The sequence below is a fragment of the Caballeronia sp. LZ032 genome (assembly GCF_031451315.1).
Lineage (GTDB): Bacteria > Pseudomonadota > Gammaproteobacteria > Burkholderiales > Burkholderiaceae > Caballeronia.
Window position 1 is genome coordinate 302,265 of the sequence record NZ_JARUXP010000001.1, and the last position, 22,951, is coordinate 325,215.

Sequence of the window (22,951 nt, forward strand, 5' to 3'; positions counted from 1 at the left end):
GGCGGTAGAATATGAACCCGCGCGAGAAGCGTCTCGCGCGGGTTTTTTCATCTCACAGCCGATGACGAACGCAGACGAATTCGCCCGTCCCGCAGCAAACCCTGCCTTGAAGACCGCCTCCGGCGCATTCGCGGCCGCCGTGAATCATCTGCTCGTGCGCGAGCCGTGGGCGCTCGAGCGCCTGAAACCCTATGCCGCCAAACGCGTGAAACTGTCGTGCGCGCCGGTTTCCATCGCCCTCTTGGTGCAACCGGACGGCCTCTTCGCCGCGACCACCGAAGCCGAAGCCGCCCAGTTCGACGTCACCATCGCCGTGCCGCTCGACGCGCTGCCGGCCTTCGTGCAGGGCGGCCAGGCGGCCGTGATGAAGCATGTGCGGATCGAGGGCGACGCCGAATTCGCCACCACGCTGGCGAAACTTGCCGAACATCTGCGCTGGGATCCGGAGGAAGACCTGGCGCGCGTGATCGGCGACGCGCCCGCGCATCGGCTGGGCATCGTCGCGCGGTCGGTGCAGGAGCAGGCGCAGCGCACCGGGCGCAACCTGCTGGACACCTTCAGCGAATTTTTCCTCGACGAACGTCCGCAGCTCGTGCGTCGCAGCGCGCTCGCGGCCTTCGACGCCGAGTTGTCGAAAGCGCGCGATGCGCTGGCGCGTGTGGAGAAGCGCATCGAAAGAATCGAACGTGCCGGCGTGAACGCAGGCGAACCCAAGCATCCGGCAAGCGGCGCTTCAGCGCGACCCGGCGGCGAGTCAGTGCGCGACTCGCACGAATAACGAGCTGAAGCGAATCCGAACCATGCGTTTTCTGCGTTTTCTCAAGATATTTTTCACGATCGTCCGCTTCGGGCTCGACGAGCTCGTCATGAGCGGCATCAACGATCGTCGCGTGCGCTACCTGATGCGCATCACGACGTTCGGCCGCCGTTTCGATATCGAACGCGGCATCCGCCTGCGTCTCGCGCTGGAGAGTCTCGGGCCGATTTTCGTGAAGTTCGGCCAGGTGCTCTCGACGCGCCGCGATCTGCTGCCCGTCGATGTCGCCGACGAACTCGCCAAGCTCCAGGATCAGGTGCCGCCGTTCGATTCGGCGCTCGCGGTGGCGATCATCGAGAAATCGCTCGGCGCGCCCATCGACGCGTTGTTCGACGATTTCGAGCGCGTGCCGGTGGCGAGCGCGTCGATTGCGCAGGTTCATTTTGCCAAGATCAAAAATGGCGAGCACGCGGGCAAGGCGGTGGCGGTGAAGGTGCTGCGCCCGGGCATGTTGCCGGTGATCGATTCGGACCTCGCGTTGCTGCGTGACGTCGCGATCTGGGCCGAACGGCTGTGGCCGGACGGCCGGCGCCTGAAGCCGCGCGAGGTGGTGGCCGAGTTCGACAAATACCTGCACGACGAGCTCGACCTGATGCGCGAGGCCGCCAACGGCAGCCAGTTGCGCCGCAATTTCCAGGGCCTCGATCTGCTGCTGGTGCCGGAAATGTACTGGGACCTGTCCGCGCCGACCGTGCTGGTCATGGAGCGCATGGTCGGCGTGCCGATCAGCCAGGTCGAGACGCTGCGCGCGGCGGGCGTGGACATTCCGAAGCTGGCGCGCGAAGGCGTCGAGATCTTTTTCACGCAGGTGTTCCGTGACGGCTTCTTTCACGCCGACATGCATCCGGGCAACATCCAGGTGAGCCTCGATCCGGCAACGTTCGGCCGCTATATCGCGCTGGATTTCGGCATCGTCGGGGCGCTGTCGGACTTCGACAAGAATTACCTCGCGCAGAACTTCCTCGCGTTCTTCAAGCGCGATTACCACCGCGTCGCCACGCTGCACCTCGAGTCCGGGTGGGTGCCGCCGAGCACGCGCGTCGAGGAGCTGGAGAGCGCGATCCGCGCCGTCTGCGAACCGTATTTCGATCGCGCGCTGAAGGACATCTCGCTCGGCCAGGTGCTGATGCGGCTGTTCTCCACCTCGCGCCGCTTCAACGTCGAAATCCAGCCGCAGCTCGTGCTGCTGCAAAAGACGATGCTGAATGTCGAAGGGCTCGGGCGTTCGCTCGACCCGGAACTCGACCTGTGGAAAACCGCCAAGCCGTATCTGGAACGCTGGATGAACGAGCAGATCGGCTGGCGCGGCTGGTACGAGCGCCTGCAGATGGAGGCGCCGCAGTGGAGCAAGACGATTCCGCAACTGCCCCGCCTGATCCATCATCTGCTGGCGGAACATCACGACGCGCCCAAGGGCGGCAATGAAGAAACGATGCGCCAGCTGCTGGCCGAGCAGAAGCGCACCAATCGTCTGCTGATGACGCTTCTGGGCGTCGGACTGATCGCGATTGCGGGTGCGGGCATCGTGATCGCGCAAATGTTGTGGCTCGGCCATCCCTGATCGATTCTCCGGCGCACCCTTTTCAGCGAGCCCCCAACATGAGCGATCCGACCCAGCCCGCCGTCCCGGACTTCGACAACCGCGATCCGAATTCGCCCGGTTTCTGGGACGAGCGTTTCGCCGAGCGCTTCATGCCGTGGGACCAGTCCGGTGTCCCTGAGGCGTTCAAGACTTTCGTCGCGGCGCGCGATGCGCAGAACGTGCTGATTCCGGGCTGCGGCAGCGCCTATGAAGTGCTGTACCTCGCGGAACGCGGCTGGCCGGTCCGGGCGATCGATTTCGCACCGGGCGCTGTCGACGCCGCGCGCAAGCAACTTGGCGCGCACGCGGCGGTGGTGGAACAGGCGGACTTCTTCGCGTATCAGCCGCCATTTGCCATCGACTGGATGTACGAGCGCGCCTTTCTCTGTGCCTTGCCGCGCGATCGCTGGCGGGATTACGCCGAACGGATGGCAACGCTGCTGACGCCCGGTGCGCTGCTCGCCGGCTTCTTCTTCATTGGCGCGACGCCGAAAGGGCCGCCGTTCGGCATCGAGCGCGGCGATCTGGATGCGCTGCTCTCGCCGCACTTCGAGCTGATCGAGGAGCGCGAGGTCAGCGACTCGATTCCCGTATTCGCGGGCCGCGAACGCTGGATGACCTGGCGGCGTTCCTGATCCTCGCCCCTTGAATTCACCGTAACGGCCCAGACCTATGAGCCAGTTCACGTCGCGTCCCGGGTTCCTGAAAATCGCGGGGCAATATTGGTTTGCGGCTATAATTCAAGGCTTTGCAAGCGTCGAAAGATCATTGTAGGAACAGTGCCATGCCGATTTACGCCTACCGCTGCGCAGACTGCGGCCACGAAAAAGATGTGTTGCGCAAACTGAGCGATCCGCCGCTCACGCAATGTCCCGCGTGCGGAAAGGAATCGTTTTCGAAGCAAGTGACTGCCGCCGGTTTCCAGCTGAAGGGCTCGGGCTGGTACGTCACCGATTTCCGCGGCGGAAACAGCAACGGGAATGGCAATAACGGCAAGGTCGGCAACGCTGAATCGAACGCTGCGGGTGCGAACGGATCGGATGCTGCGGCGTCGAAAGCGGAAGGCGGCACGGTATCCGGCGGCGGCACGACGGCTCCGGCGAGCGCCGCTCCGGCATCGGAAGCGGCCAAGCCTGCGGCGGGCACGTCCGCTTCTTCGGGCAGCGCCGCCTGAGAACGCTACCTGAGAACGCCGTCTGCACCGCCCGAGCGGCCCGAACGGCCCGAACCTGATGGGCCTTGCAGTGACCTCGCCGAGCGCGCTCCATCGGGCGCGGCTCGCCCGCCAAGCCGAATCTCCCCTGTTTTCGAGAGCCGGCGCAGCCTTCGCCCCGTGTAAATGACGACGAAAAAGACTACGCTGAAATCCGTGTTCCTCACCGGCCTCCTGGTGCTGGTCCCGCTCGCCATTACGCTCTGGGTGCTGGGCCTCGTCATCGGCACCATGGACCAGACGCTGTTGCTGCTGCCGCAGGCCTGGCAGCCGGAGCGCATCGTCGGGTTCCATCTGCCGGGCGTGGGCGCGGTGCTGACGCTGGCCTTCATCTTCATCGTCGGGCTGCTGACGCAGAACTTCGTCGGGCAGAAGCTCGTCGGATGGTGGGACGCGGTCCTGCGGCACATTCCCGTGGTCGGCCCGCTGTACACCAGCGTGAAGCAGGTGTCGGACACGCTGCTGTCGTCGAGCGGCAATGCGTTCCGCAAGGCGCTGCTGATCGAGTATCCGCGCAAGGGCTCGTACACCATCGGTTTTCTTACCGGGATTCCGGGCGGCGACGTGCTGAATCATCTCGATGAAGAACACGTGAGCGTCTATGTCCCGACCACGCCGAACCCGACATCCGGCTTCTTCCTGATGATGCCGAAAAGCGAGGTCGTCGAACTGGACATGACTGTCGACGCCGCACTGAAGTACATCGTCTCGATGGGCGTGGTGGCCCCCGCGCCGAGCGCGTCGGCGCAGGTAGCGCCAGCCCGCCGCCCCACCGAGCCGCCGATGTAATGCCGGCGCGCGCGCCCCGTGAGTCCGCCGAGCGAAAGAGCGAGACCCGAACGCGCGAGCCGTTGATCAACGAACAACGAAAGACACAACATCATGTCGATGCGATCTGAATACTGCGGTCTGGTGACCGAGGCCCGTCTGGGTCAAACCGTCTCGCTGTGCGGCTGGGTGCATCGCCGTCGCGATCACGGCGGCGTTATCTTCATCGACTTGCGCGATCGCGAAGGGCTCGTCCAGGTCGTCTGCGACCCGGACCGCGCCGACATGTTCAAGGTCGCCGAAGGCGTGCGCAACGAGTTCTGCGTGCAGGTCAAGGGCGTCGTGCGCAACCGTCCCGAGGGCACGGTCAACGCGAACCTGACGAGCGGCAAGATCGAAGTGCTGTGTCATGAGCTGACGGTGCTGAACGCGTCGGTGACGCCGCCGTTCCAGCTCGATGACGACAATTTGTCGGAAACCACGCGCCTCACGCATCGCGTGCTCGACCTGCGCCGTCCGCAGATGCAGAAGAACCTGCGCCTGCGCTATCGCGTCGCGATGGAAGTGCGCAAGTATCTCGACGAGCAAGGCTTCATCGACATCGAAACGCCGATGCTCACCAAGAGCACGCCGGAAGGCGCACGCGACTACCTGGTGCCGTCGCGCGTGAACGCGGGCCAGTTCTTCGCCCTGCCGCAGTCGCCGCAGCTGTTCAAGCAGCTGCTGATGGTCGCCAACTTCGACCGTTACTACCAGATCACCAAGTGCTTCCGCGACGAAGACCTGCGCGCCGACCGTCAGCCGGAATTCACGCAGATCGATTGCGAAACGTCGTTCCTTTCGGAACAGGAAATCCGCGATCTGTTCGAGAACATGATCCGTCACGTCTTCAAGGAGACGATGGACGTCGCGCTGCCGGAGCAGTTCCCGGTCATGCTGTACTCGGAAGCGATGCGCCGCTTCGGCTCGGACAAGCCCGACCTGCGTGTGAAGCTCGAATTCGCGGACCTCACGGATGCCGTGAAGGACGTGGATTTCAAGGTGTTCAGCATGCCGGCCAACTCGAAGGACGGCCGCGTCGCGGCGCTGCGCGTGCCGAAGGGCGGCGAGCTGTCGCGTGGCGATATCGACGGTTATACGGAGTTCGTGCGCATCTACGGCGCGAAGGGTCTCGCGTGGATCAAGGTCAACGACACGACGCGTGGCCGCGACGGCCTGCAAAGCCCGATCGTCAAGAACCTGCATGACGCGGCGCTGGCCGCCATCATGGAGCGCACGGGCGCGCAGGACGGCGACATCATTTTCTTCGCGGCGGATCGCGCGAAGGTCGTGAACGACAGCCTCGGCGCGCTGCGCCTGAAGATCGGTCATTCGGAATTCGGCCGCACGACGGGCCTGCTCGAAACCGGCTGGAAGCCGCTGTGGGTCATCGACTTCCCGATGTTCGAATACGACGAGGAAGAGAACCGCTACGTGGCCGCGCATCACCCGTTCACGAGCCCGAAGGACGAGCATCTCGAGTATCTGGAAACGGATCCGGGCCGCTGCCTTGCGAAGGCCTACGACATGGTGCTGAACGGCTGGGAAATCGGCGGCGGTTCGGTGCGGATCTTCCAGGAAGACGTGCAGAGCAAGGTGTTCCGCGCGCTGAAGATCAGCGCTGAAGAAGCGCGCCTGAAGTTCGGCTTCCTGCTCGACGCGCTGCAGTACGGCGCGCCGCCGCATGGCGGTATCGCGTTCGGTCTGGATCGTGTGGTCACGCTGATGTCCGGCGCCGATTCGATCCGCGACACCATCGCCTTCCCGAAGACGCAGCGCGCGCAGGATCTGCTCACGCAGGCGCCGAGCGAAGTCGACGAGCGCCAGCTGCGCGAGTTGCACATCCGTCTGCGTCAGCCGGAGCAGAAGACGCACTAAGCACATCGGCTTGTCGGTGTGATGAAAAAGGCGCTCGATGCGCCTTTTTCGCTTTTTGCGTTACAGTCTTTGGGCCAAAGACAAAACAGAGCAACACGCGTTCACACCGACATGCAGAAGCCGCCCAAAATCCCCGAATCCGTGTTGGTCGTCATTCATACACCGGAGCTCGATGTGCTCGTCATCGAGCGCGCGGATCACAAGGGTTTCTGGCAATCGGTGACGGGCTCGAAGGACCGCATCGACGAACCGATCGCGGAGACCGCCGCGCGCGAAGTGGCGGAAGAGACGGGCATCGTGATCGGTGGAAGTCTCGTGCCGGAGCAGGCGCTGCTCGACTGGCATCACAGCATCCAGTACGACATCTATCCGCAGTGGCGGCATCGCTATGCGGACGGTGTCGTGCGCAACACCGAGCATCAGTTCAGCCTGCTCGTGCCGCATTGTCTCGAAGTGATCCTCGCCCCGCGCGAACACACCGCGCACCGCTGGCTGCCATTGCGCGAGGCCGCCGACGCCTGCTTCTCGTGGTCGAACCGGGAAGCGATCCTGCAATTGCCCGAACGCCTCGCGGCGCATAACCGATGATCGGCATGCGTCCCACGCGCAGTTTCAAACGGCTGCGCCAGGCCATGTTCTCCGGCCGTCGTCCGCCGCGCTTCTGCTTCACCGCCGGCAACCACGTGCGCATCTTCAAGGGCGGCGTGCAGTTCTTTCCGGCGCTGATCGAACGGATCGATGCGGCGCGCCAGTCGGTCTCGCTCGAAACCTACATCTTCGCCAACGACGACATGGGCCGCGCCGTGTCCGACGCGCTCATCCGCGCCGCGGACCGCGGCGTCAAGGTGCGCGTGATCACGGACGGCATCGGCACCGGAAGCAAGCTTCCGATGTTCACGCTGTGGCAGGAACGGGGCGTCGAGCATCGCATCTACAACCCGCATCTGCTGTTCGGGCCGCAGGGCTGGTCGCGCACGCATCGCAAGCTCGCGCTGATCGACGACACCTACGCGTATTGCGGCGGCATCAACATCGTCGACGATTACGACCAGAACGGCACGCAACTGGAGCGTCCGCGCTGGGACTTCGCGATGGAAGCGCAAGGGCCGGTGGTGAAGGACGTGCGCGAGGCCTTCGAGACGCAATGGCAGCGTATCCGGCTCGGCGTGAAGCCGCCGCAAAAGGAAACGCCGCCGGGCTGCGAACCCGAGGCGCAGCCGACCCGCTGGAGCGCGAAGCGCGCGATGGTGGCGCGCCGGCGGGCGCGTCTCGGCGAAATCCACGCGGTGGACCGGCCATGCGTGGCGTTCGTCGCGCGCGACAACCTGCTGAACCGGCGCGCCATCGAAAAGGCTTATCTGCGCGCCATCGCCCATGCCGAACGCGAAGTGTTGCTTGCGAATCCTTATTTCATGCCGGGCCGCCGGCTGCGCCGCGCGCTCGTGTATGCGGCCAGGCGCGGCGTGCGCGTGTCGCTGGTGATCGGGCGCAAGGAATTCGTCGCGCTGGACTACGCAACGCCGTTTCTCTACGGCAATCTGCTGAAGCACGGCGTGCGGATCGCGGAATACGAGAAGACCATGCTCCACGGCAAGGTGGCCGTGGTCGATGCGGACTGGGCGACCATCGGCTCATCCAATCTTGATGCGCTCTCGCTCGTGCTCAACAACGAGGCCAACATGGTGCTCGTCAATCATCCTGAAATTGCCGGATTGCACGATGCCATTCTGAAAGCCTTCGATGAAGGCCGGCGCATCGATGAAAAGCATTATGTGGCGCGTCCCGTTACGGAGCGGGTGCTTAATTGGTTTGCGTATAACACGTATCGTCTGATGATGAAGGTCATCACCATTGGGCAGTACGATTAATCTGTCATCTCGCAACGATTGCGCAAGAATAACCATTTTAGAAACGCGCACGTGGCTCCCACGAACTGGGAAGTCGGGCAGTCACTTACAGGCAGTCCGTAATTAAAACGCGACAATGTGCGCGGGCAATGTTGAGACTTATCCTAAAGACATTGTTCGACTATTTTTAGATACGCGTTTCTAAAAAATTGCTTGTTTCACCTTGGTCCGGCCATAATAATAGAACGGCCGTTCGATTTCACGGGTCATATAAGAACGGTAGGGACATCATGCGAAAAGGCGAACAGACGCGGGCCGCGATTCTCGACGCAGCGCTGGACTTGGCAAGTCGGGACGGTCTGGAAGGGCTGACCATCGGCCTTCTGGCCGAGCGGATGCAGATGAGTAAGAGCGGTGTGTTTGCGCATTTCGGGTCGCGCGAGGATTTGCAGGTGGAGGTGGTGCGCGAGTACCACCGGCGCTTCGAGGACGAGGTGTTCTTTCCGAGCCTGCGCGAAGCACGCGGCCTGCCGCGCTTGCGCGCGATGATGAATCGCTGGATGGAGAAGCGCATCCAGGAAGTGACCACGGGTTGTATCTATATCAGCGGGGCGGTCGAGTACGACGACCGCGCCGCGAGCGCGGTGCGCGAGCAGCTGGTGCACAGCGTGAGCATGTGGCGCGAGGCGTTGCTGCGCGCGATCCGCCAGTCGAAGGACGAGGGGCATCTGAAAGCGGAGACTGATCCGCAGCTGATGCTTTTCGAGCTGTACAGCTTTACGCTCGGCCTGCATCACGACGCGCGCTTCCTGCATCTTCCGGAAGCCGTGCAACTGACGCGGGACGCGCTGGAAAAGACGATCGTCTCGTATCAGTTGCCGCGTACGGCCGTCGAAACCGGCGTGTCGCCGGTCGCGAATGGGACGGTCAATCTGACTTCGCAACATACCGACACGCGTTAGCGGCGCCGCCCAAAAGTCACAGGCTGGAGCGGTCAGGCGGCGCGCAACGAGAAGCCTGGAAACCTGGAGAGACTCATGGGACAGTACGCCGCCCCCCTTCGCGACATGCAATTCGTCCTGCACGAGGTGCTGAACGTCGAAGCCGAACTGAAAAGCATGCCCAGCCATGCGGACCTCGACGCCGACACCATCAACCAGGTGCTCGAGGAAGCCGGCAAGTTCTGTTCGGAAGTGGTGTTTCCGCTCAACCAGAGCGGCGATCGCGAAGGCTGCACCTACGAGGGCGACGGCGTCGTGAAGACGCCGTCCGGCTTCAAGGAAGCTTACCGGCAGTATGTGGAGGCCGGCTGGCCGGCACTGGGCTGCGATCCCGAGTACGGCGGCCAGGGCCTGCCCGCGTTCGTCAATAACGCGCTCTACGAGATGCTCAACTCCGCGAATCAGGCCTGGACGATGTACCCAGGCCTGTCGCACGGCGCGTATGAATGCCTGCACGCGCACGGCACGCCGGAGCAGAAATCGGTGTATCTGGCGAAGCTCGTCTCGGGCGTGTGGACCGGCACGATGTGCCTGACCGAACCGCAATGCGGAACGGACCTCGGCATTCTGCGCACGAAGGCCGAGCCGAACGCCGACGGCTCCTACGCCCTCACCGGCACGAAGATCTTCATTTCGAGCGGCGAGCACGACATGGCCGAGAACATCGTCCATCTGGTGCTGGCGCGTCTGCCGGGCGCGCCGACGGGCACCAAGGGCATCTCGCTCTTCATCGTGCCGAAGTTCGTGCCGGATGCGCACGGCGCGCCGGGCGCACGCAACGGCATCAAGTGCGGCTCGATCGAGCACAAGATGGGCATTCACGGCAACGCGACCTGCGTGATGAATCTCGACGGCGCGCATGGCTGGCTCGTCGGAGAAGCAAACAAAGGCTTGAACGCGATGTTCGTGATGATGAACGCCGCGCGTCTGGGTGTCGGCATGCAGGGGCTCGGTCTCACCGAAGTCGCGTATCAGAACTCGCTCGTGTACGCGAGGGAGCGTCTGCAGATGCGCTCGCTGACCGGGCCGAAGGCGCCGGACAAGCCCGCCGATCCGATCATCGTGCATCCCGACGTGCGCCGCATGCTGCTCACGCAAAAGGCCTATGCCGAAGCGGGCCGCGCGTTCAGCTACTGGGCGGCGCTGAACATCGACAAGGAGCTCTCCCATTCGGACGAAGCCGTGCGCCGCGAGGCCGCGGATTTCGTCGCGCTGCTGACGCCGGTCATCAAGGCCTTCCTGACCGACAACGCCTTCGAAGGCACGAACATGGGCATGCAGATCTACGGCGGCCACGGCTTCATTTCCGAGTGGGGCATGGAGCAATACGTGCGAGATGCGCGCATCAACATGATCTACGAGGGTACGAATTCGATCCAGGCGCTGGACCTGCTGGGCCGCAAGATCTTGGGCGACATGGGCGCGAAGCTCAAGCGCTTCGGCAAGCTGGTGGCGGACTTCGTCGAGCAGGAAGGCGTGAAGCCGGAGATGCAGGAGTTCATCAATCCGCTCGCGGATATCGGCGAGAAGGTGCAGAAGCTGACGATGGAAATCGGCATGAAGGCGATGCAGAACCCCGACGAAGTGGGCGCGGCCGCGGTGCCGTATCTGCGCACGGTCGGCCATCTGGTGTTCTCGTACTTTTGGGCGCGCATGGCGCGCGTCGCGCTGGACAACGCCGCATCAGGCGATGCCTTCTACAAGGCCAAGCTCGCCACTGCGCGCTTCTATTTCGCCAAGCTCCTGCCGGAAACGGCTTCGACCATCCGCGCCGCGCGCGCCGGCGCCAAGCCGATGATGGACTACGACGAAGCGCTGTTCTGAGCGAGTCTCACGCACGCTGCGAGATCCATGGTGGAACGCGGCGTGCGCCACGCCTTTCATTTCGAAGCAAACCCGTAATCCCGGAGGCTTACCCGTGAGCACCCTCAACATTCGCAAAGTCGCCGTGCTCGGCGCGGGCGTGATGGGCGCGCAGATTGCCGCGCACCTGATCAACGCGCGCGTGCCCGTCCTGCTCTTCGATCTTCCCGCGAAGGAAGGCCCGAAGAACGGCATTGCACTGAAGGCCATCGAGAACCTGAAGAAGCTGTCGCCGGCGCCGTTCGGCATCAAGGAAGACGCGCACTACATCGAGCCGGCGAATTACGACGACGACATCGCCAAGCTCGCCGAATGCGATCTCGTGATCGAGGCGATTGCCGAGCGCATGGACTGGAAGCACGATCTCTACAAGAAGGTGTCGCCGCACATCGCGCCGCACGCGATCTTCGCGAGCAACACCTCGGGCCTGTCGATCACGGCACTGTCGGAGGGCTTTTCGGACGAGCTGAAGGCGCGCTTCTGCGGCGTGCATTTCTTCAATCCGCCGCGCTACATGCATCTGGTTGAACTGATCCCGACCGCGGCGACGCAACCCGTCATTCTCGACCAGCTCGAAACCTTCCTGACGAGCGTGATCGGCAAGGGCGTGGTCCGCGCGAAGGACACGCCCAATTTCATTGCGAACCGCGTGGGCGTGTTTTCGATTCTCGCGGTAATCGCGGAAGCGGAGAAGTTCGGCCTGCGTTTCGACGAAGTCGACGATCTCACCGGCGCGCGTCTGGGCCGCGCCAAGTCGGCGACCTTCCGCACGGCGGATGTCGTCGGGCTCGACACCATGGCGCACGTCATCAAGACGATGCAGGACAACCTGCCGGACGACCCGTTCTTCTCCGTCTACAAGACGCCGCCCGTGCTGGAAGCGCTGGTCAAGAACGGCGCGCTGGGCCAGAAGACGGGCGCGGGTTTCTATCGCAAGGAAGGCAAGTCGATCAAGGTGCTCGATCCGAAGACGGCGCAATACGTCGAGGGCGGCGCAAAGGCCGACGAGCTGATCGGCCGCATTCTCAAGCGTCCGCCCGCCGAGCGCTTCAAGCTGCTGCGCGAGACCGACAACAAACAGGCGCAATTCCTGTGGGCGATCTTCCGCGACGTGTTCCACTACATCGCGGTGCATCTGGAATCGATCGCGGACAACGCGCGCGACGTCGATCTCGCCATCCGCTGGGGCTTCGGCTGGAACCAGGGGCCGTTCGAAAGCTGGCAGGCAGCGGGCTGGCAACAGGTCGCGCGCTGGGTGCAGGAAGACATCGACGCGGGCAAGGCGCTCTCGAACGCGCCGCTGCCGGCATGGGTGCTCGACGGTCCGGTCGCGGAAAAGGGCGTGCATTCGGACGAAGGATCGTGGTCGCCTGCTGAACGCCGCTTCGTGCCGCGCTCGACGCTGCCGGTCTACGGCAAGCAGGTATTCCGCGCGCCGCTGATCGGCGAGACCGGTGCGAATCCGAAGACCTCCGGCAAGACGCTGTTCGAGACCGAAAGCATGCGCGCATGGCTCGACCGCGAGCAGGGCGACATCGTGATCGTCTCGTTCAAGACGAAGATGAACACGATCGGGCCGGGTGTGATCGACGGCCTCACGCAGGCCATCGAACTCGCCGAGAAGGAGTATCGCGGCGTGGTGATCTGGCAGCCGAGCTCGCTGCAACTCGGTACGCCGGGCGGCCCGTTCTCGGCGGGCGCGAATCTCGAAGAGGCGATGCCCGCGTTCATGATGGGCGGCGCCAAGGGCATCGAGCCATTCGTCGCGAAGTTCCAGCAAGGGATGCTGCGCGTGAAGTACGCGAACGTGCCGGTCGTGTCGGCAGTGTCCGGTCTCGCGCTGGGCGGCGGCTGCGAGCTGCTGTTGCAGTCGGCGAAGCGCGTGGCGCACGTCGAAAGCTATATCGGGCTGGTTGAAGTGGGCGTCGGCCTGGTGCCGGCGGGCGGCGGCCTGAAGGAAGCGGCGTTGCGCGCGGCGGAGGCAGCGGCCGCCGTCAATGCCACCAGCGACCTGCTCAAGTTCCTGCAGAAGCCGTTCGAGAACGCGGCGATGGCGAAAGTCTCGTCCTCCGCCTTCGATGCCCGCGCGATGGGCTACCTGAAGCCCACCGACACCATCGTCTTCAACGTCCACGAACTGCTCGACATCGCGAAGAAGGAAGCGCGCGCGTTGAGCGATGCCGGCTACCGGCCGCCGCTGCGCGTGAAGCAGGTGCCGGTGGCGGGCCGCTCGGCGATCGCGACGATCAAGGCGTCGCTCGTCAACATGCGCGACGGCCGCTTCATCAGCGACCACGACTATCTGATCGCGAGCCGCATCGCGGAAGCGGTGTGCGGCGGGGAAGTGGAGGCGGGCAGTCTCGTCGACGAGGAATGGCTCCTCGCGCTGGAGCGCCGCGCCTTCGTCGAGCTGCTCGGCACGCAGAAGACGCAGGAGCGGATCATGGGCATGTTGCAGACCGGCAAGCCGGTCCGCAACTGACCCGCGCGACATAGCGACATACAGGAGCTGCACACAATGAGCAAACAACTGCAAGACGCATACATCGTCGCCGCGAGCCGCACGCCGATCGGCAAGGCGCCGCGCGGCGTGTTCAGGAACACGCGCCCGGACGAGTTGCTGGTCCACGCGATCAGGAACGCCGTCGCGCAAGCGCCCGGACTCGACACCAGCGTGATCGAGGACGCCATCATCGGTTGCGCGATTCCCGAGGCCGAGCAGGGCCTCAACGTGGCGCGCATGGGCGCGTTGCTGGCGGGCCTGCCGAACACGGTCGGCGGCGTCACGGTGAACCGCTTCTGCGCGTCGGGCCTGACGGCGCTCGCGATGGCAGCCGACCGCATTCGTGTCGGCGAGGCCGATGCGATGATCGCGGGCGGTTGCGAATCGATGAGCATGGTGCCGATGATGGGCAACAAGCCTTCGCTGTCGCCGCATATCTTCGAGCGCAATGAGGACGTCGGCATCGCGTACGGCATGGGCCTGACGGCGGAGAAGGTCGCGGAGCGCTGGAAGGTGAGCCGCGAGGCGCAGGACGCGTTCGCGGCGGAGTCGCATCGGCGCGCGCTGGCCGCGCAGCAGGCAGGCGAATTCGCCGACGAGATCGCCGCCTACACGCTCAACGAACGCTTTCCGGATCTCGCCTCGGGTCAGGTGCGCACCAACACGCGCGAGATCGCCCTCGACGAAGGTCCGCGTGCCGAGACCTCGGTGGAAGGACTCGGCAAGCTGCGTCCCGTGTTCGCCAATAAAGGCTCGGTCACGGCCGGCAACAGTTCGCAGACGTCGGACGGCGCGGGCGCGTTGATCGTCGTGTCGGAGAAGATCCTGAAGCAGTTCAACCTGACGCCGCTGGCGCGCTTCGTCAGCTTCGCCGTGCGCGGCGTGCCGCCGGAGATCATGGGCATCGGGCCGAAGGAAGCGATTCCGGCCGCGCTGAAGGCCGCGGGCCTGAAGCAGGACGATCTCGACTGGATCGAACTGAACGAAGCCTTCGCGGCGCAGGCGCTCGCGGTGATCGGCGATCTCGGTCTCGATACCGCGAAAGTCAATCCGCTCGGCGGCGCGATCGCGCTGGGCCATCCGCTCGGCGCGACCGGCGCAATTCGCGCGGCGACCGTCGTGCACGGCCTGCGCCGGCGCAACCTGAAGTACGGCATGGTGACGATGTGCGTCGGCACCGGCATGGGCGCGGCGGGGATCATCGAACGGCTTTGACGCGAACGGTGCGCGAGCCGGCGTTCTGCAACGGCTCGCGCGCCGGTACAAGGAGGCAGCGCATGGAGATTCAGATCGAACGCGCGGACGGCGTGCTGAGCATCGTGCTCAATCGTCCGGACAAGAAGAACGCGATCACCGCGCCGATGTATCAGGAAATGGCCGACGGCCTGTACGAAGCCGAGATGGACCCGACCGTGCGCGCGGCGCTGATTCGCGCGAACGGCGGCGTCTTCAGCGCGGGCAACGATCTCGACGACTTCCTGAACGATCCGCCCAAGGGCCTCGACGCGCCCGTGTTCCAGTTCCTGCGGCGTCTGAGCGGCTTTCCCAAGCCGCTGGTTGCGGCGGTGGGCGGCACGGCGGTGGGCATCGGCACGACGATGCTGCTGCATTGCGATCTCGTCTACGCCAGTCCGGACGCGAAGTTCTCGCTGCCGTTCGCGCAGCTCGGCTTGTGTCCGGAAGCGGCGTCGAGCCTGCTGTTGCCACGTGTGGCGGGTTATCAGCGCGCGGCGGAAAAGCTGCTGCTGGGCGAGGCGTTCGACGTGAACGAGGCGATCGCCATGGGCTTCGTGAACGGCGCGCTCGATGCCGCGCAACTCGATTCCTACGCCTTCGAAAAGGCTCGGCGGCTCGCGTTGCTGCCGGCGTCGTCGCTGCGTGTGACCAAGTCGCTGATGAAGGGTGCGCAGTCCGGCGAAGTGACCGCGCGCATGGCGGACGAGGCCGCGCACTTCGCCCGCATGCTGGCTGCGCCCGAGGCACGCGAGGCCTTCCAGGCGTTCTTCGAGAAGCGCAAGCCGGACTTCAGCAAGTTCGAGTGAGCCGTTTCACTCGACGTCGTATTCGACGAAGCTGTTCTCGCGCGCGAAGCTGACGAGCCGCAAGCCCGCCTGTTTCGCGATGGCGATGGCCAGTGACGTTGGCGCGGAGATGGTCGCGATCATCGGCACGCCGACGCGCGCCGACTTGCGCACGAGCTCGTAGCTCGCGCGGCTCGACAGGAACACGAAGCCTTGCGTCGTGTCCTGCCGTTGCAGGACCAGATGGCCGATGAGCTTGTCGAGCGCGTTGTGACGGCCGACGTCCTCGAACGCGCAGCGGATCGCGCCCGTTTCATCGCACCACGCGGCGGCGTGCAGGCCGCCCGTCAGCTTCGACAGCACCTGATGCGCGGACAGGTCGCGCGCCGCGCGTTCGATGGCATCCGGCGCGAGACGCGCGAGAAAACCAGTGTCCGGCACGCGTTCGGGCTGCAGATCCAGCAACTCGATGCTTTCGATCCCGCACACGCCGCAGCCGGTCCGGCCGGCCATGGCGCGGCGCTTGTCCTTCAGCGCCATGAACGACTGCTGCACGACTTGCAGCTGCACTTCGGCATGCGGCAGCACGTCGCCGTGTTCGTGAAACGTGACCTCAATGTCGTGGATGTCGCTGCCGCGTTCGATGATGCCCTCGGTCAGCGAGAAGCCCACGGCGAACGCTTCGAGATCGCGCGGCGTACACATCATGACCGCGTGCGAGATGCCGTTGTACACCAGCGCGACCGGCCATTCCTGGCCGACCTGGTCGGCCGCCACCGAACTTGCGCCCGCGCGATGCCGGCGCACCGGACGCTCGACGAAGCCGGGTTGATCGTCGGTTTCGAGTTGGCTCACTTTTACTGCTCCTGACCGCTTCTTCGAGTAAAGTCGGGTATGCGACTTGCTGCCTGTGCTTGCTGTTCGCGCGTTTTCAAGGTGCGCCCAGCGGCTCGTTTGCAACGGTTCCAGCCAGATCCAAGGCCCTACAATAACTTAAGGCGGCACTGCGCGTCGCGCACGCCCTCAATCCAACGAGGCTTGTTATGGGACTTTATGACGCCGCGCGACTCTTTGGATTCGAAGTCGAATCTTCAGAGAATCTGCGCTTCATTCCGCTTGCCGTGCGCTTCAATCTCGATCGCTTCGGCATGCGCATCACGCTCGACGAGTGGCAGCAGCTTCCGTATGACGATCGCGTATTGCTTGCGCGCTTTCCCGTCGAAGACGAAGCCGAAGTCGAGAAGAACTTCGACCTCGCGCTCGAAGAGATGATGAAGACGCATGCGAACACCGCACCCGAGAAGATCGAGCGCGATCCGGATCCGGTCTGGGCTCACGCCGATGCCGTGCCCGAGACCGTCATCCGTCAAAGCAGCCTGTGCGGCGTGAGCGCGCCGAGTCTTTCCCACTGGGGCAAACTCGACCGTTTCCAGCGCTACGCGCTGGCGAAACTCTCGCGCAACACGGACAAGGTCAATCACGACTTCCTGCCGGCCATGCGCGAGTTCGGCCTCCTGGAATGACGAGCAGTGCTCGCAAACGTTTTGCTGACGCATTGATCATATTATTCGGCAACAAGCCCTAAATACGGGGCTGTTGCTGCCGATATTGGGCGTTATCCAATAGTCGCGATGTGAGCGTTTCTCACAACGCGCAACCGCGTGGGCGCGTCTCTTCGAGCCGCGTCCGACGCGCACCAAAGGGATACGCCCGCCGCATGACTCGTTTCCTCTCCAGGGGTTTGCTCGTCAACATCGCCGTGGTGCTGGCCGCGCTCGGCGCAAACGCTTTCGTCGCCTGCGAGCGCATTGGCGGACTGCGCGAAAGCGATGCGCGCACCCTGCGCTCGATGAGCCTCATGCGCGATCTGGGCGCCTACCGCAGCACGCTCGGCGAGGCGCTGCCCGAGCTCAGCCGCTTCGAGGCCACCGGCGTGGCCGAGACCGAAGCGCGGCACCTGGAGCGCGAAGCCCACCTCGATGCGCTCGAAAGCGGCCTGCGCGCGCAGCTCTCGATCGAGCCCGGCATGAGCGGCGCATTCGAGGCGCTCGCCACGCGCGCCTCCATGTTGCGGCGCGACGCCAATCAGGCGTTCGAACACGCCCGTCATGCACCGCCCGACGCTTCCCGCGCCTGGGCCGACGCCGCCTTCGTGACGCTCGGCGAAGACCAGCAGGCGGTGGATGAAGAACTGTCGGCGGTGCGCACGAGAATCGACAACGCGACCATTGCGGCGCTCGACGAATCCGCGCAGGCCTCCAGCGGCGCGATGCTGCTGCTGATCTTCACGATGCTCGCCGGCAGCGCGGTGCTCATCTATCTGTTCGCCAGCAACGAGCGCCAGTCGAGCGAGAAGCTCGGCATCGAGCGGGCGCGGCAGCGCAGCAACGAGCGCTTCCGCAGCCTGTTCGAGGCGCATCCGGTGCCGATGTGGATCGTCGATCGCGAGACCATGCGTTTCATCGCGGTTAATCCGGCGGCGCTCGCCCACTTCGGCTTCGATGAACCCGCGTTTCTCGGCATGACGCTGCGCGACCTGCATCACGCCGACGACTTCGACAGCTTCGCCGCCCGGCTCGCGCGCAGTGCGGGCGAGACCGGCGAGCGGGCGAATGCGGGACAGGCCTCGGCGGGCGTATGGCGCTATCGGCGCAAGGACGGTTCGATCATCGCCGCCGATGTCTCGCATCACTCGCTCGTATATTCGAACCGGCCCGGCATCTTCATGCTGGCCAACGACGTGACCGACCGCATCAACGCGGAAGCCGAGGCGCGCCGTTCGAACGAGATGCTCGAAGCCGTCATCGACAACATTCCGCAGCGCGTGTTCTGGAAGGATCGCGACCTGCGCTATCTCGGCTGCAACAACGCCTTCGCGCGCGACGCGGGCCTGGCGTACAACGAGCAGGTCATCGGCAAGACGGATTACGAATTGCCGTGGGGCGCGCTTGCGGATGTCGTGCGCGCCGACGATGAAGAAGTCATCGTCACGACCGTGCCCAAGATGCACTTCGAGCGCGACATCGTGATCGGCGAGCAACTGCGCACGCTCGTCACCAGCAAGCTGCCGCTGCTCGACGGCGAAGGGCAGACCATCGGCGTGCTCGGCTCGTATCACGACGTCACCGACCACAAGCGCGCCGAACTGGCGCTGCGCCTGCAAAGCCGCGCGCTCGACGCCAGCGTCAACGCCATCCTGATCACGGGCGTGGTGGACGGCGCGAATGTCATCGAGTACGCGAATCCGGCGTTCAAGCGCATCACCGGCTATGACCCGAGCGAGGTCATCGGCCAGGACTGCCGTTTCCTGCATGGTCCGGACGGCGAGCAGGACGGCCTCACGGCGATCCGCCGCGCGCTCGATGTCAACCTCGAAGCGAGCGTCGTGGTGCGCAACTATCGCAAGGACGGCGCGCTGTTCTGGAACCAGCTGTTCGTCGCGCCCGTGCCGAATGCGCAGGGACTGACGACGCATCACATCGGCATCATCAACGACGTGACCGACCTGATGCGCTATCAGGAAGAGCTCGAATACCAGGCGAACTACGACACGCTCACGCGCCTGCCGAACCGCAATTTGCTGAAGGACCGCCTGCAGCACGCGATCGAAGCGGCGCGGCGGCGCGAGACCAAGATCGCAGTCGTGTTCATGGACCTCGACGGCTTCAAGAACGTCAACGACAGCCTGGGCCACAGCGTCGGCGACCGCCTGCTCGCGGTGATCGCGGAACGGCTCGCCCGCACGGCGCGCACCAGCGACACGGTGGCGCGCCATGGCGGCGACGAGTTCGTGATCGTGCTGCCCGACCTGACCGACGAAGCCGGCCTGATTGCGTGGATGGAGCGTACGCGCGCGGCCATCTCGGAGCCGGTGTGGATCGACGACACCGAGCTGTACGTGGGTTGCAGCATGGGCGCGAGTCTCTATCCGCAGGACGGCGACGACGCCGAGACCGTGATGAAGAAGGCCGACCTCGCGATGTACCGCGCGAAGGACATGGGCCGCAACACCTATCAGTTCTATCAGCCGGAGATGAACGCGAGCGTCGGCGCGCGCATGAATCTCGAACGCCGTCTGCGGCGTGCGCTGCGCGACGGCGAGTTCCTGCTGCACTATCAGCCGCAGGTGGACATGACGACGCGCCAGATTGTCGGCATCGAGGCGCTCGTGCGCTGGCACGACCCGGAACAGGGGCTCGTGTCGCCGGCGTCGTTCATTCCGGTCGCGGAAGAGAGCGGCTTGATCGGGCCGCTGTCGGAGTGGGTGCTGCGCGAGGCGTGCCGCCAGAACAAGGCCTGGCAGGACGCCGGCCTGCCGGCCGCGCGCGTGTCGGTGAATCTGTCGGCGCGCCATTTCCAGCAACGCGACATCGCGCGGCTGGTCACGTCCGTGCTGGATGAAACCGGACTGGAACCGCGCTATCTCGAACTCGAACTCACCGAAAGCGCGATCATGCGCAACGCCGAGGAAGCGATCACGATGCTGTCCGAGCTATCCGCGCTCGGGATCGGCATTGCCATCGACGACTTCGGCACCGGCTATTCGAGCCTGTCCTATCTGAAGCGCTTCCCGGTGCACCGGTTGAAGATCGACCGCTCGTTCGTCGCGGACATCGGCGCGTCGAGCGACGACGAAACCATCACCTCGGCGATCATCGCGCTCGCGCATTCGCTGGAGTTGCAGGTGATCGCGGAAGGCGTCGAAACCTCCGCGCAACATGAGTTCCTGCGCGCCCGCGACTGCGACGAAATGCAGGGCTTCTTCTTCTCGCGCCCGATGCCGCACGAAGCGATTCCGGGCCTCTTGCAACAGGGCGTGCTGCCGAGCTGAGGCGCGTCAGTCGAGCGGCGGCAGGACGCGCGGACGGCGGTCGCGGTCGGTCGCGACGTAGGTGAGCGTCGCCTCCGTTACCTTGACGACCTCTTCGGCGAGGCTCATGCGCTGCGCATAGACCTCGACCGATACGGTGACCGACGTGTTGCCGGTCTTCACGATGTCGGCATAGAAGCTAAGCAGGTCGCCGACGAATACCGGATGCTTGAAGAGGAACGAATTCACCGCCACGGTCGCGACGCGTCCGTTGGCGCGGCGGCTCGCGGGAATGGAGCCGGCGATGTCCACCTGCGCCATGATCCAGCCGCCGAAGACGTCGCCGTGGACGTTGGCGTCGGCGGGTTGCGGCACGACGCGCAGCGCGACCTGCTTCTGGGGAAGATTGGATTGCTCGGTCATGGCAGGTTTCCGGTTGGCGAGGGAGGAGCGGGCGGCCGGCGCAAGCGGCCCCTTGGGCCTTCTGCGACAATGCCGTTAGATGGATGCGCTTCCGGCCGCGCGGCAACTTGCAGCGGCGCCGGGCGCTTGCCATAAATTGTACGGGAAAGCCTGCGCGAGACCGGCTCCCGCCCCGCCGACCGATGCGTTACCCGGCGCCGCATTCCGGCTGGAAGCGGCGCGCTTGCCCCACGATACTCATGCGCCGCACGTCCAACCGAGAGCCCGGGCCCGTGCCCCAGGGCCCGCGCAACGACTGGCAGACGATCCGTTCGCTGCTGCCTTATCTCACCACGTACAAATGGCGCGTCGCGTTCGCGCTGACCTGCCTGATCGGCGCGAAGGTCGCGAACCTGGGCGTGCCGATCGTGATGAAGAAGATCGTCGATGGCCTGTCTTCCGTGCAGCATCTGACCGCGCTCGGCCGCGCGACGGATGCGCCGGGGATCGTGCTGATCGGCGGCATCGGGCTGCTGGTGGTCGCCTATGCGGCCGCGCGGCTCTCCACCTCGCTGTTCACCGAACTGCGCGAACTGCTGTTCGCCAAGGTCACCGAAAGCGCCGTGCGGCAACTCGCGCTGCGCGTGTTCCGGCATCTGCATTCGCTGTCGCTGCGCTTTCACCTGGAGCGGCAGACGGGCGGCATGTCGCGCGACATCGAGCGCGGCACGCGCGGCATCCAGCAACTCGTTTCCTATTCGCTGTACAGCATCCTGCCGACGCTCGTCGAAGTCGGCCTCGTGCTGGCGTTCTTCGTGACCAAGTACGAAGCGTATTACGCGATCGTCACGGGGATCGCGCTGGTGACGTACATCGTCTTCACCGTGAAGGTGACGGAGTGGCGCACGCATTACCGCCGCACGATGAACGATCTCGATTCGAAGGCGAATTCGCGCGCGATCGATTCGCTGCTCAACTACGAGACCGTCAAGTACTTCGGCAACGAAGAATGGGAAACGCGCCGCTACGACGAGAATCTGCAGCGCTATCGCGCGGCCGCGATCAAGTCGCAGCGCTCGCTGTCGATGCTCAACTTCGGCCAGCAGACGATCATCGGCGTCGGGCTCGTGTTCATCCTGTGGCGCGCGACGCAGGGCGTGATGGCCGGCCGCCTGACGCTCGGCGATCTCGTGCTGATCAACACCTTCATGTTGCAGCTGTATATACCGCTCAATTTCCTGGGTGTCGTGTATCGCGAGCTCAAGCAGGCGCTGACCGACATGGACCGCATGTTCACGCTGCTCGGCGCGGGCCGGGAAGTGCCCGACGCGCCGGATGCGCAAGCGCTCGCGGTGCGCGGCGGCGAAGTGCGCTTCGAGCACGTGAGCTTCGCCTATGAACGCGCGCGGACCATCCTGCATGACGTCGATTTCACGATTGCCGCCGGCACCACGACCGCGGTGGTCGGGCACAGCGGCTCGGGGAAGTCGACGCTCGGACGCCTGCTGTTCCGCTTTTACGATCTCGAGCGCGAGCAGGGCGGCGCCATCCGCATCGACGGACAGGACATTCGCGACGTCACACAGGACTCGCTGCGCGCGGCGATCGGCATCGTGCCGCAGGACACGGTGCTGTTCAACGATTCGATCTATTACAACATCGCGTACGGCCGTCCTTCCGCGAGCCGCGACGAAGTGATCGCGGCGGCGCGTGCGGCGCATATCCACGATTTCATCGAGGCCTTGCCGGCGGGTTATGACACGCCGGTCGGCGAACGCGGGCTGAAGCTCTCGGGCGGCGAGAAGCAGCGTGTCGCCATTGCGCGCACGCTGCTCAAGAACCCGCCGATCCTGATTTTCGATGAAGCCACGTCGGCGCTCGATTCGAAGTCCGAGCGCGCCATCCAGCGCGAACTGGATTCGATTGCGCGGGAGCGGACCACGCTGATCATTGCGCATCGGCTGTCGACGGTGGTGCATGCTCAGCAGATCATCGTGATGGATCATGGGCGCATCGTGGAACGCGGCACGTTCGCCGAGTTGCTCGATGCGGGTGGTCTGTTCGCGCAGATGTGGGCGTTGCAGCAGCAGAAGACCGGAGAAGCGGCGGCGGATCAGCGCGATGCGGCGAGGGTTTGAAGATCGCGCTGAGCAGCGGGCCTGCGTCGCCCGTGTGTCGATAAAATGCGTGTTTTGCCGCCACAGGCG

General features: G+C 64.6%; 18 protein-coding genes. 16 read left to right on the forward strand and 2 right to left on the reverse strand.

From position 1 onward, the window contains the following. The first annotated feature begins 61 nt into the window (after positions 1-61). The 13 genes from QCE69_RS01445 (at position 62) to QCE69_RS01505 (ending at position 15,553) form a co-directional block, all read left to right on the forward strand. Complete coding sequence (locus QCE69_RS01445; RefSeq protein WP_404987148.1) at positions 62-778, forward strand: SCP2 domain-containing protein; 717 nt, start codon at positions 62-64, stop codon at positions 776-778. A 22-nt stretch (positions 779-800) separates the two neighbouring features. Further along, on the forward strand, positions 801-2,378 hold the full coding sequence (ubiB, locus tag QCE69_RS01450) for a ubiquinone biosynthesis regulatory protein kinase UbiB (protein WP_309913640.1): 1,578 nt from the start codon (positions 801-803) through the stop codon (positions 2,376-2,378). 38 nt (positions 2,379-2,416) lie between these two features. Continuing rightward, positions 2,417-3,034 carry a methyltransferase domain-containing protein gene (locus tag QCE69_RS01455; RefSeq protein WP_309929070.1) on the forward strand — a complete coding sequence of 206 codons (618 nt, stop codon included), beginning with the start codon at positions 2,417-2,419 and terminating at the stop codon, positions 3,032-3,034. 149 nt (positions 3,035-3,183) lie between these two features. Next, positions 3,184-3,573 carry a zinc ribbon domain-containing protein gene (locus tag QCE69_RS01460; RefSeq protein ID WP_309931516.1) on the forward strand — a complete coding sequence of 130 codons (390 nt, stop codon included), beginning with the start codon at positions 3,184-3,186 and terminating at the stop codon, positions 3,571-3,573. 165 nt (positions 3,574-3,738) lie between these two features. Continuing rightward, the gene (locus QCE69_RS01465; protein ID WP_309913646.1) at positions 3,739-4,401 is read left to right on the forward strand and encodes a DUF502 domain-containing protein; all 663 of its coding nucleotides are present in this window, start codon (positions 3,739-3,741) and stop codon (positions 4,399-4,401) included. 93 nt (positions 4,402-4,494) lie between these two features. Next, on the forward strand, positions 4,495-6,297 hold the full coding sequence (gene aspS, locus QCE69_RS01470; protein ID WP_309913649.1) for an aspartate--tRNA ligase: 1,803 nt from the start codon (positions 4,495-4,497) through the stop codon (positions 6,295-6,297). Positions 6,298-6,408: 111 nt separating this feature from the next. Continuing rightward, the gene (nudB, locus tag QCE69_RS01475) at positions 6,409-6,885 is read left to right on the forward strand and encodes a dihydroneopterin triphosphate diphosphatase (protein WP_309913654.1); all 477 of its coding nucleotides are present in this window, start codon (positions 6,409-6,411) and stop codon (positions 6,883-6,885) included. 44 nt (positions 6,886-6,929) lie between these two features. Next, a complete protein-coding gene (locus QCE69_RS01480; protein WP_309931518.1) occupies positions 6,930-8,165 on the forward strand; it encodes a phospholipase D-like domain-containing protein in 1,236 nt (411 codons plus the stop codon). Positions 8,166-8,434: 269 nt separating this feature from the next. Further along, complete coding sequence (locus QCE69_RS01485; RefSeq protein WP_309913656.1) at positions 8,435-9,106, forward strand: TetR/AcrR family transcriptional regulator; 672 nt, start codon at positions 8,435-8,437, stop codon at positions 9,104-9,106. Between the two features lie 75 nt (positions 9,107-9,181). After that, positions 9,182-10,969 (forward strand): acyl-CoA dehydrogenase C-terminal domain-containing protein, encoded by a 1,788-nt coding sequence (locus QCE69_RS01490; protein ID WP_309913659.1) that lies wholly within the window; start codon positions 9,182-9,184, stop codon positions 10,967-10,969. 94 nt (positions 10,970-11,063) lie between these two features. Continuing rightward, positions 11,064-13,490: a 3-hydroxyacyl-CoA dehydrogenase/enoyl-CoA hydratase family protein gene (locus QCE69_RS01495; RefSeq protein WP_309929073.1), complete on the forward strand. Its 2,427-nt coding sequence runs from the start codon at positions 11,064-11,066 to the stop codon at positions 13,488-13,490. Positions 13,491-13,526: 36 nt separating this feature from the next. Then, positions 13,527-14,726 (forward strand): acetyl-CoA C-acyltransferase, encoded by a 1,200-nt coding sequence (locus QCE69_RS01500; protein WP_309913665.1) that lies wholly within the window; start codon positions 13,527-13,529, stop codon positions 14,724-14,726. A gap of 62 nt (positions 14,727-14,788) precedes the next feature. Further along, the gene (locus tag QCE69_RS01505; RefSeq protein WP_309913668.1) at positions 14,789-15,553 is read left to right on the forward strand and encodes an enoyl-CoA hydratase; all 765 of its coding nucleotides are present in this window, start codon (positions 14,789-14,791) and stop codon (positions 15,551-15,553) included. Positions 15,554-15,559: 6 nt separating this feature from the next. On the opposite strand, the gene fdhD is transcribed toward QCE69_RS01505, so the two are convergent. After that, positions 15,560-16,387 carry a formate dehydrogenase accessory sulfurtransferase FdhD gene (gene fdhD, locus QCE69_RS01510; RefSeq protein ID WP_309929077.1) on the reverse strand — a complete coding sequence of 276 codons (828 nt, stop codon included), beginning with the start codon at positions 16,385-16,387 and terminating at the stop codon, positions 15,560-15,562. A 188-nt stretch (positions 16,388-16,575) separates the two neighbouring features. Between fdhD and QCE69_RS01515 the strand changes: the two genes are divergently transcribed. Beyond that, positions 16,576-17,055 carry a nitrate reductase associated protein gene (locus QCE69_RS01515; RefSeq protein ID WP_309929080.1) on the forward strand — a complete coding sequence of 160 codons (480 nt, stop codon included), beginning with the start codon at positions 16,576-16,578 and terminating at the stop codon, positions 17,053-17,055. Between the two features lie 194 nt (positions 17,056-17,249). Continuing rightward, positions 17,250-20,363, forward strand: coding sequence for an EAL domain-containing protein (locus tag QCE69_RS01520; protein WP_309929082.1), 3,114 nt, complete (start codon positions 17,250-17,252; stop codon positions 20,361-20,363). Positions 20,364-20,369: 6 nt separating this feature from the next. On the opposite strand, the gene QCE69_RS01525 is transcribed toward QCE69_RS01520, so the two are convergent. Then, complete coding sequence (locus QCE69_RS01525) at positions 20,370-20,765, reverse strand: acyl-CoA thioesterase (RefSeq protein ID WP_309929085.1); 396 nt, start codon at positions 20,763-20,765, stop codon at positions 20,370-20,372. Positions 20,766-21,004: 239 nt separating this feature from the next. On the opposite strand from QCE69_RS01525, the gene QCE69_RS01530 reads away from it, so the two are divergent. Continuing rightward, positions 21,005-22,882 carry an ABC transporter ATP-binding protein/permease gene (locus QCE69_RS01530; RefSeq protein WP_309929087.1) on the forward strand — a complete coding sequence of 626 codons (1,878 nt, stop codon included), beginning with the start codon at positions 21,005-21,007 and terminating at the stop codon, positions 22,880-22,882. The last annotated feature ends 69 nt before the right edge of the window (positions 22,883-22,951 follow it).

Excerpts from the sequence above, each read along its gene's own strand:
- QCE69_RS01445 (WP_404987148.1), top strand. The coding sequence starts at position 62 with ATGACGAACGCAGACGAATTCGCCCGTCCCGCAGCAAACCCTGCCTTG.
- ubiB (WP_309913640.1), top strand. The coding sequence starts at position 801 with ATGCGTTTTCTGCGTTTTCTCAAGATATTTTTCACGATCGTCCGCTTC.
- QCE69_RS01455 (WP_309929070.1), top strand. The coding sequence starts at position 2,417 with ATGAGCGATCCGACCCAGCCCGCCGTCCCGGACTTCGACAACCGCGAT.
- QCE69_RS01460 (WP_309931516.1), top strand. The coding sequence starts at position 3,184 with ATGCCGATTTACGCCTACCGCTGCGCAGACTGCGGCCACGAAAAAGAT.
- QCE69_RS01465 (WP_309913646.1), top strand. The coding sequence starts at position 3,739 with ATGACGACGAAAAAGACTACGCTGAAATCCGTGTTCCTCACCGGCCTC.
- aspS (WP_309913649.1), top strand. The coding sequence starts at position 4,495 with ATGTCGATGCGATCTGAATACTGCGGTCTGGTGACCGAGGCCCGTCTG.
- nudB (WP_309913654.1), top strand. The coding sequence starts at position 6,409 with ATGCAGAAGCCGCCCAAAATCCCCGAATCCGTGTTGGTCGTCATTCAT.
- QCE69_RS01480 (WP_309931518.1), top strand. The coding sequence starts at position 6,930 with ATGTTCTCCGGCCGTCGTCCGCCGCGCTTCTGCTTCACCGCCGGCAAC.
- QCE69_RS01485 (WP_309913656.1), top strand. The coding sequence starts at position 8,435 with ATGCGAAAAGGCGAACAGACGCGGGCCGCGATTCTCGACGCAGCGCTG.
- QCE69_RS01490 (WP_309913659.1), top strand. The coding sequence starts at position 9,182 with ATGGGACAGTACGCCGCCCCCCTTCGCGACATGCAATTCGTCCTGCAC.
- QCE69_RS01500 (WP_309913665.1), top strand. The coding sequence starts at position 13,527 with ATGAGCAAACAACTGCAAGACGCATACATCGTCGCCGCGAGCCGCACG.
- QCE69_RS01505 (WP_309913668.1), top strand. The coding sequence starts at position 14,789 with ATGGAGATTCAGATCGAACGCGCGGACGGCGTGCTGAGCATCGTGCTC.
- QCE69_RS01515 (WP_309929080.1), top strand. The coding sequence starts at position 16,576 with ATGGGACTTTATGACGCCGCGCGACTCTTTGGATTCGAAGTCGAATCT.
- QCE69_RS01520 (WP_309929082.1), top strand. The coding sequence starts at position 17,250 with ATGACTCGTTTCCTCTCCAGGGGTTTGCTCGTCAACATCGCCGTGGTG.
- QCE69_RS01525 (WP_309929085.1), bottom strand. The coding sequence starts at position 20,765 with ATGACCGAGCAATCCAATCTTCCCCAGAAGCAGGTCGCGCTGCGCGTC.
- QCE69_RS01530 (WP_309929087.1), top strand. The coding sequence starts at position 21,005 with ATGCGCCGCACGTCCAACCGAGAGCCCGGGCCCGTGCCCCAGGGCCCG.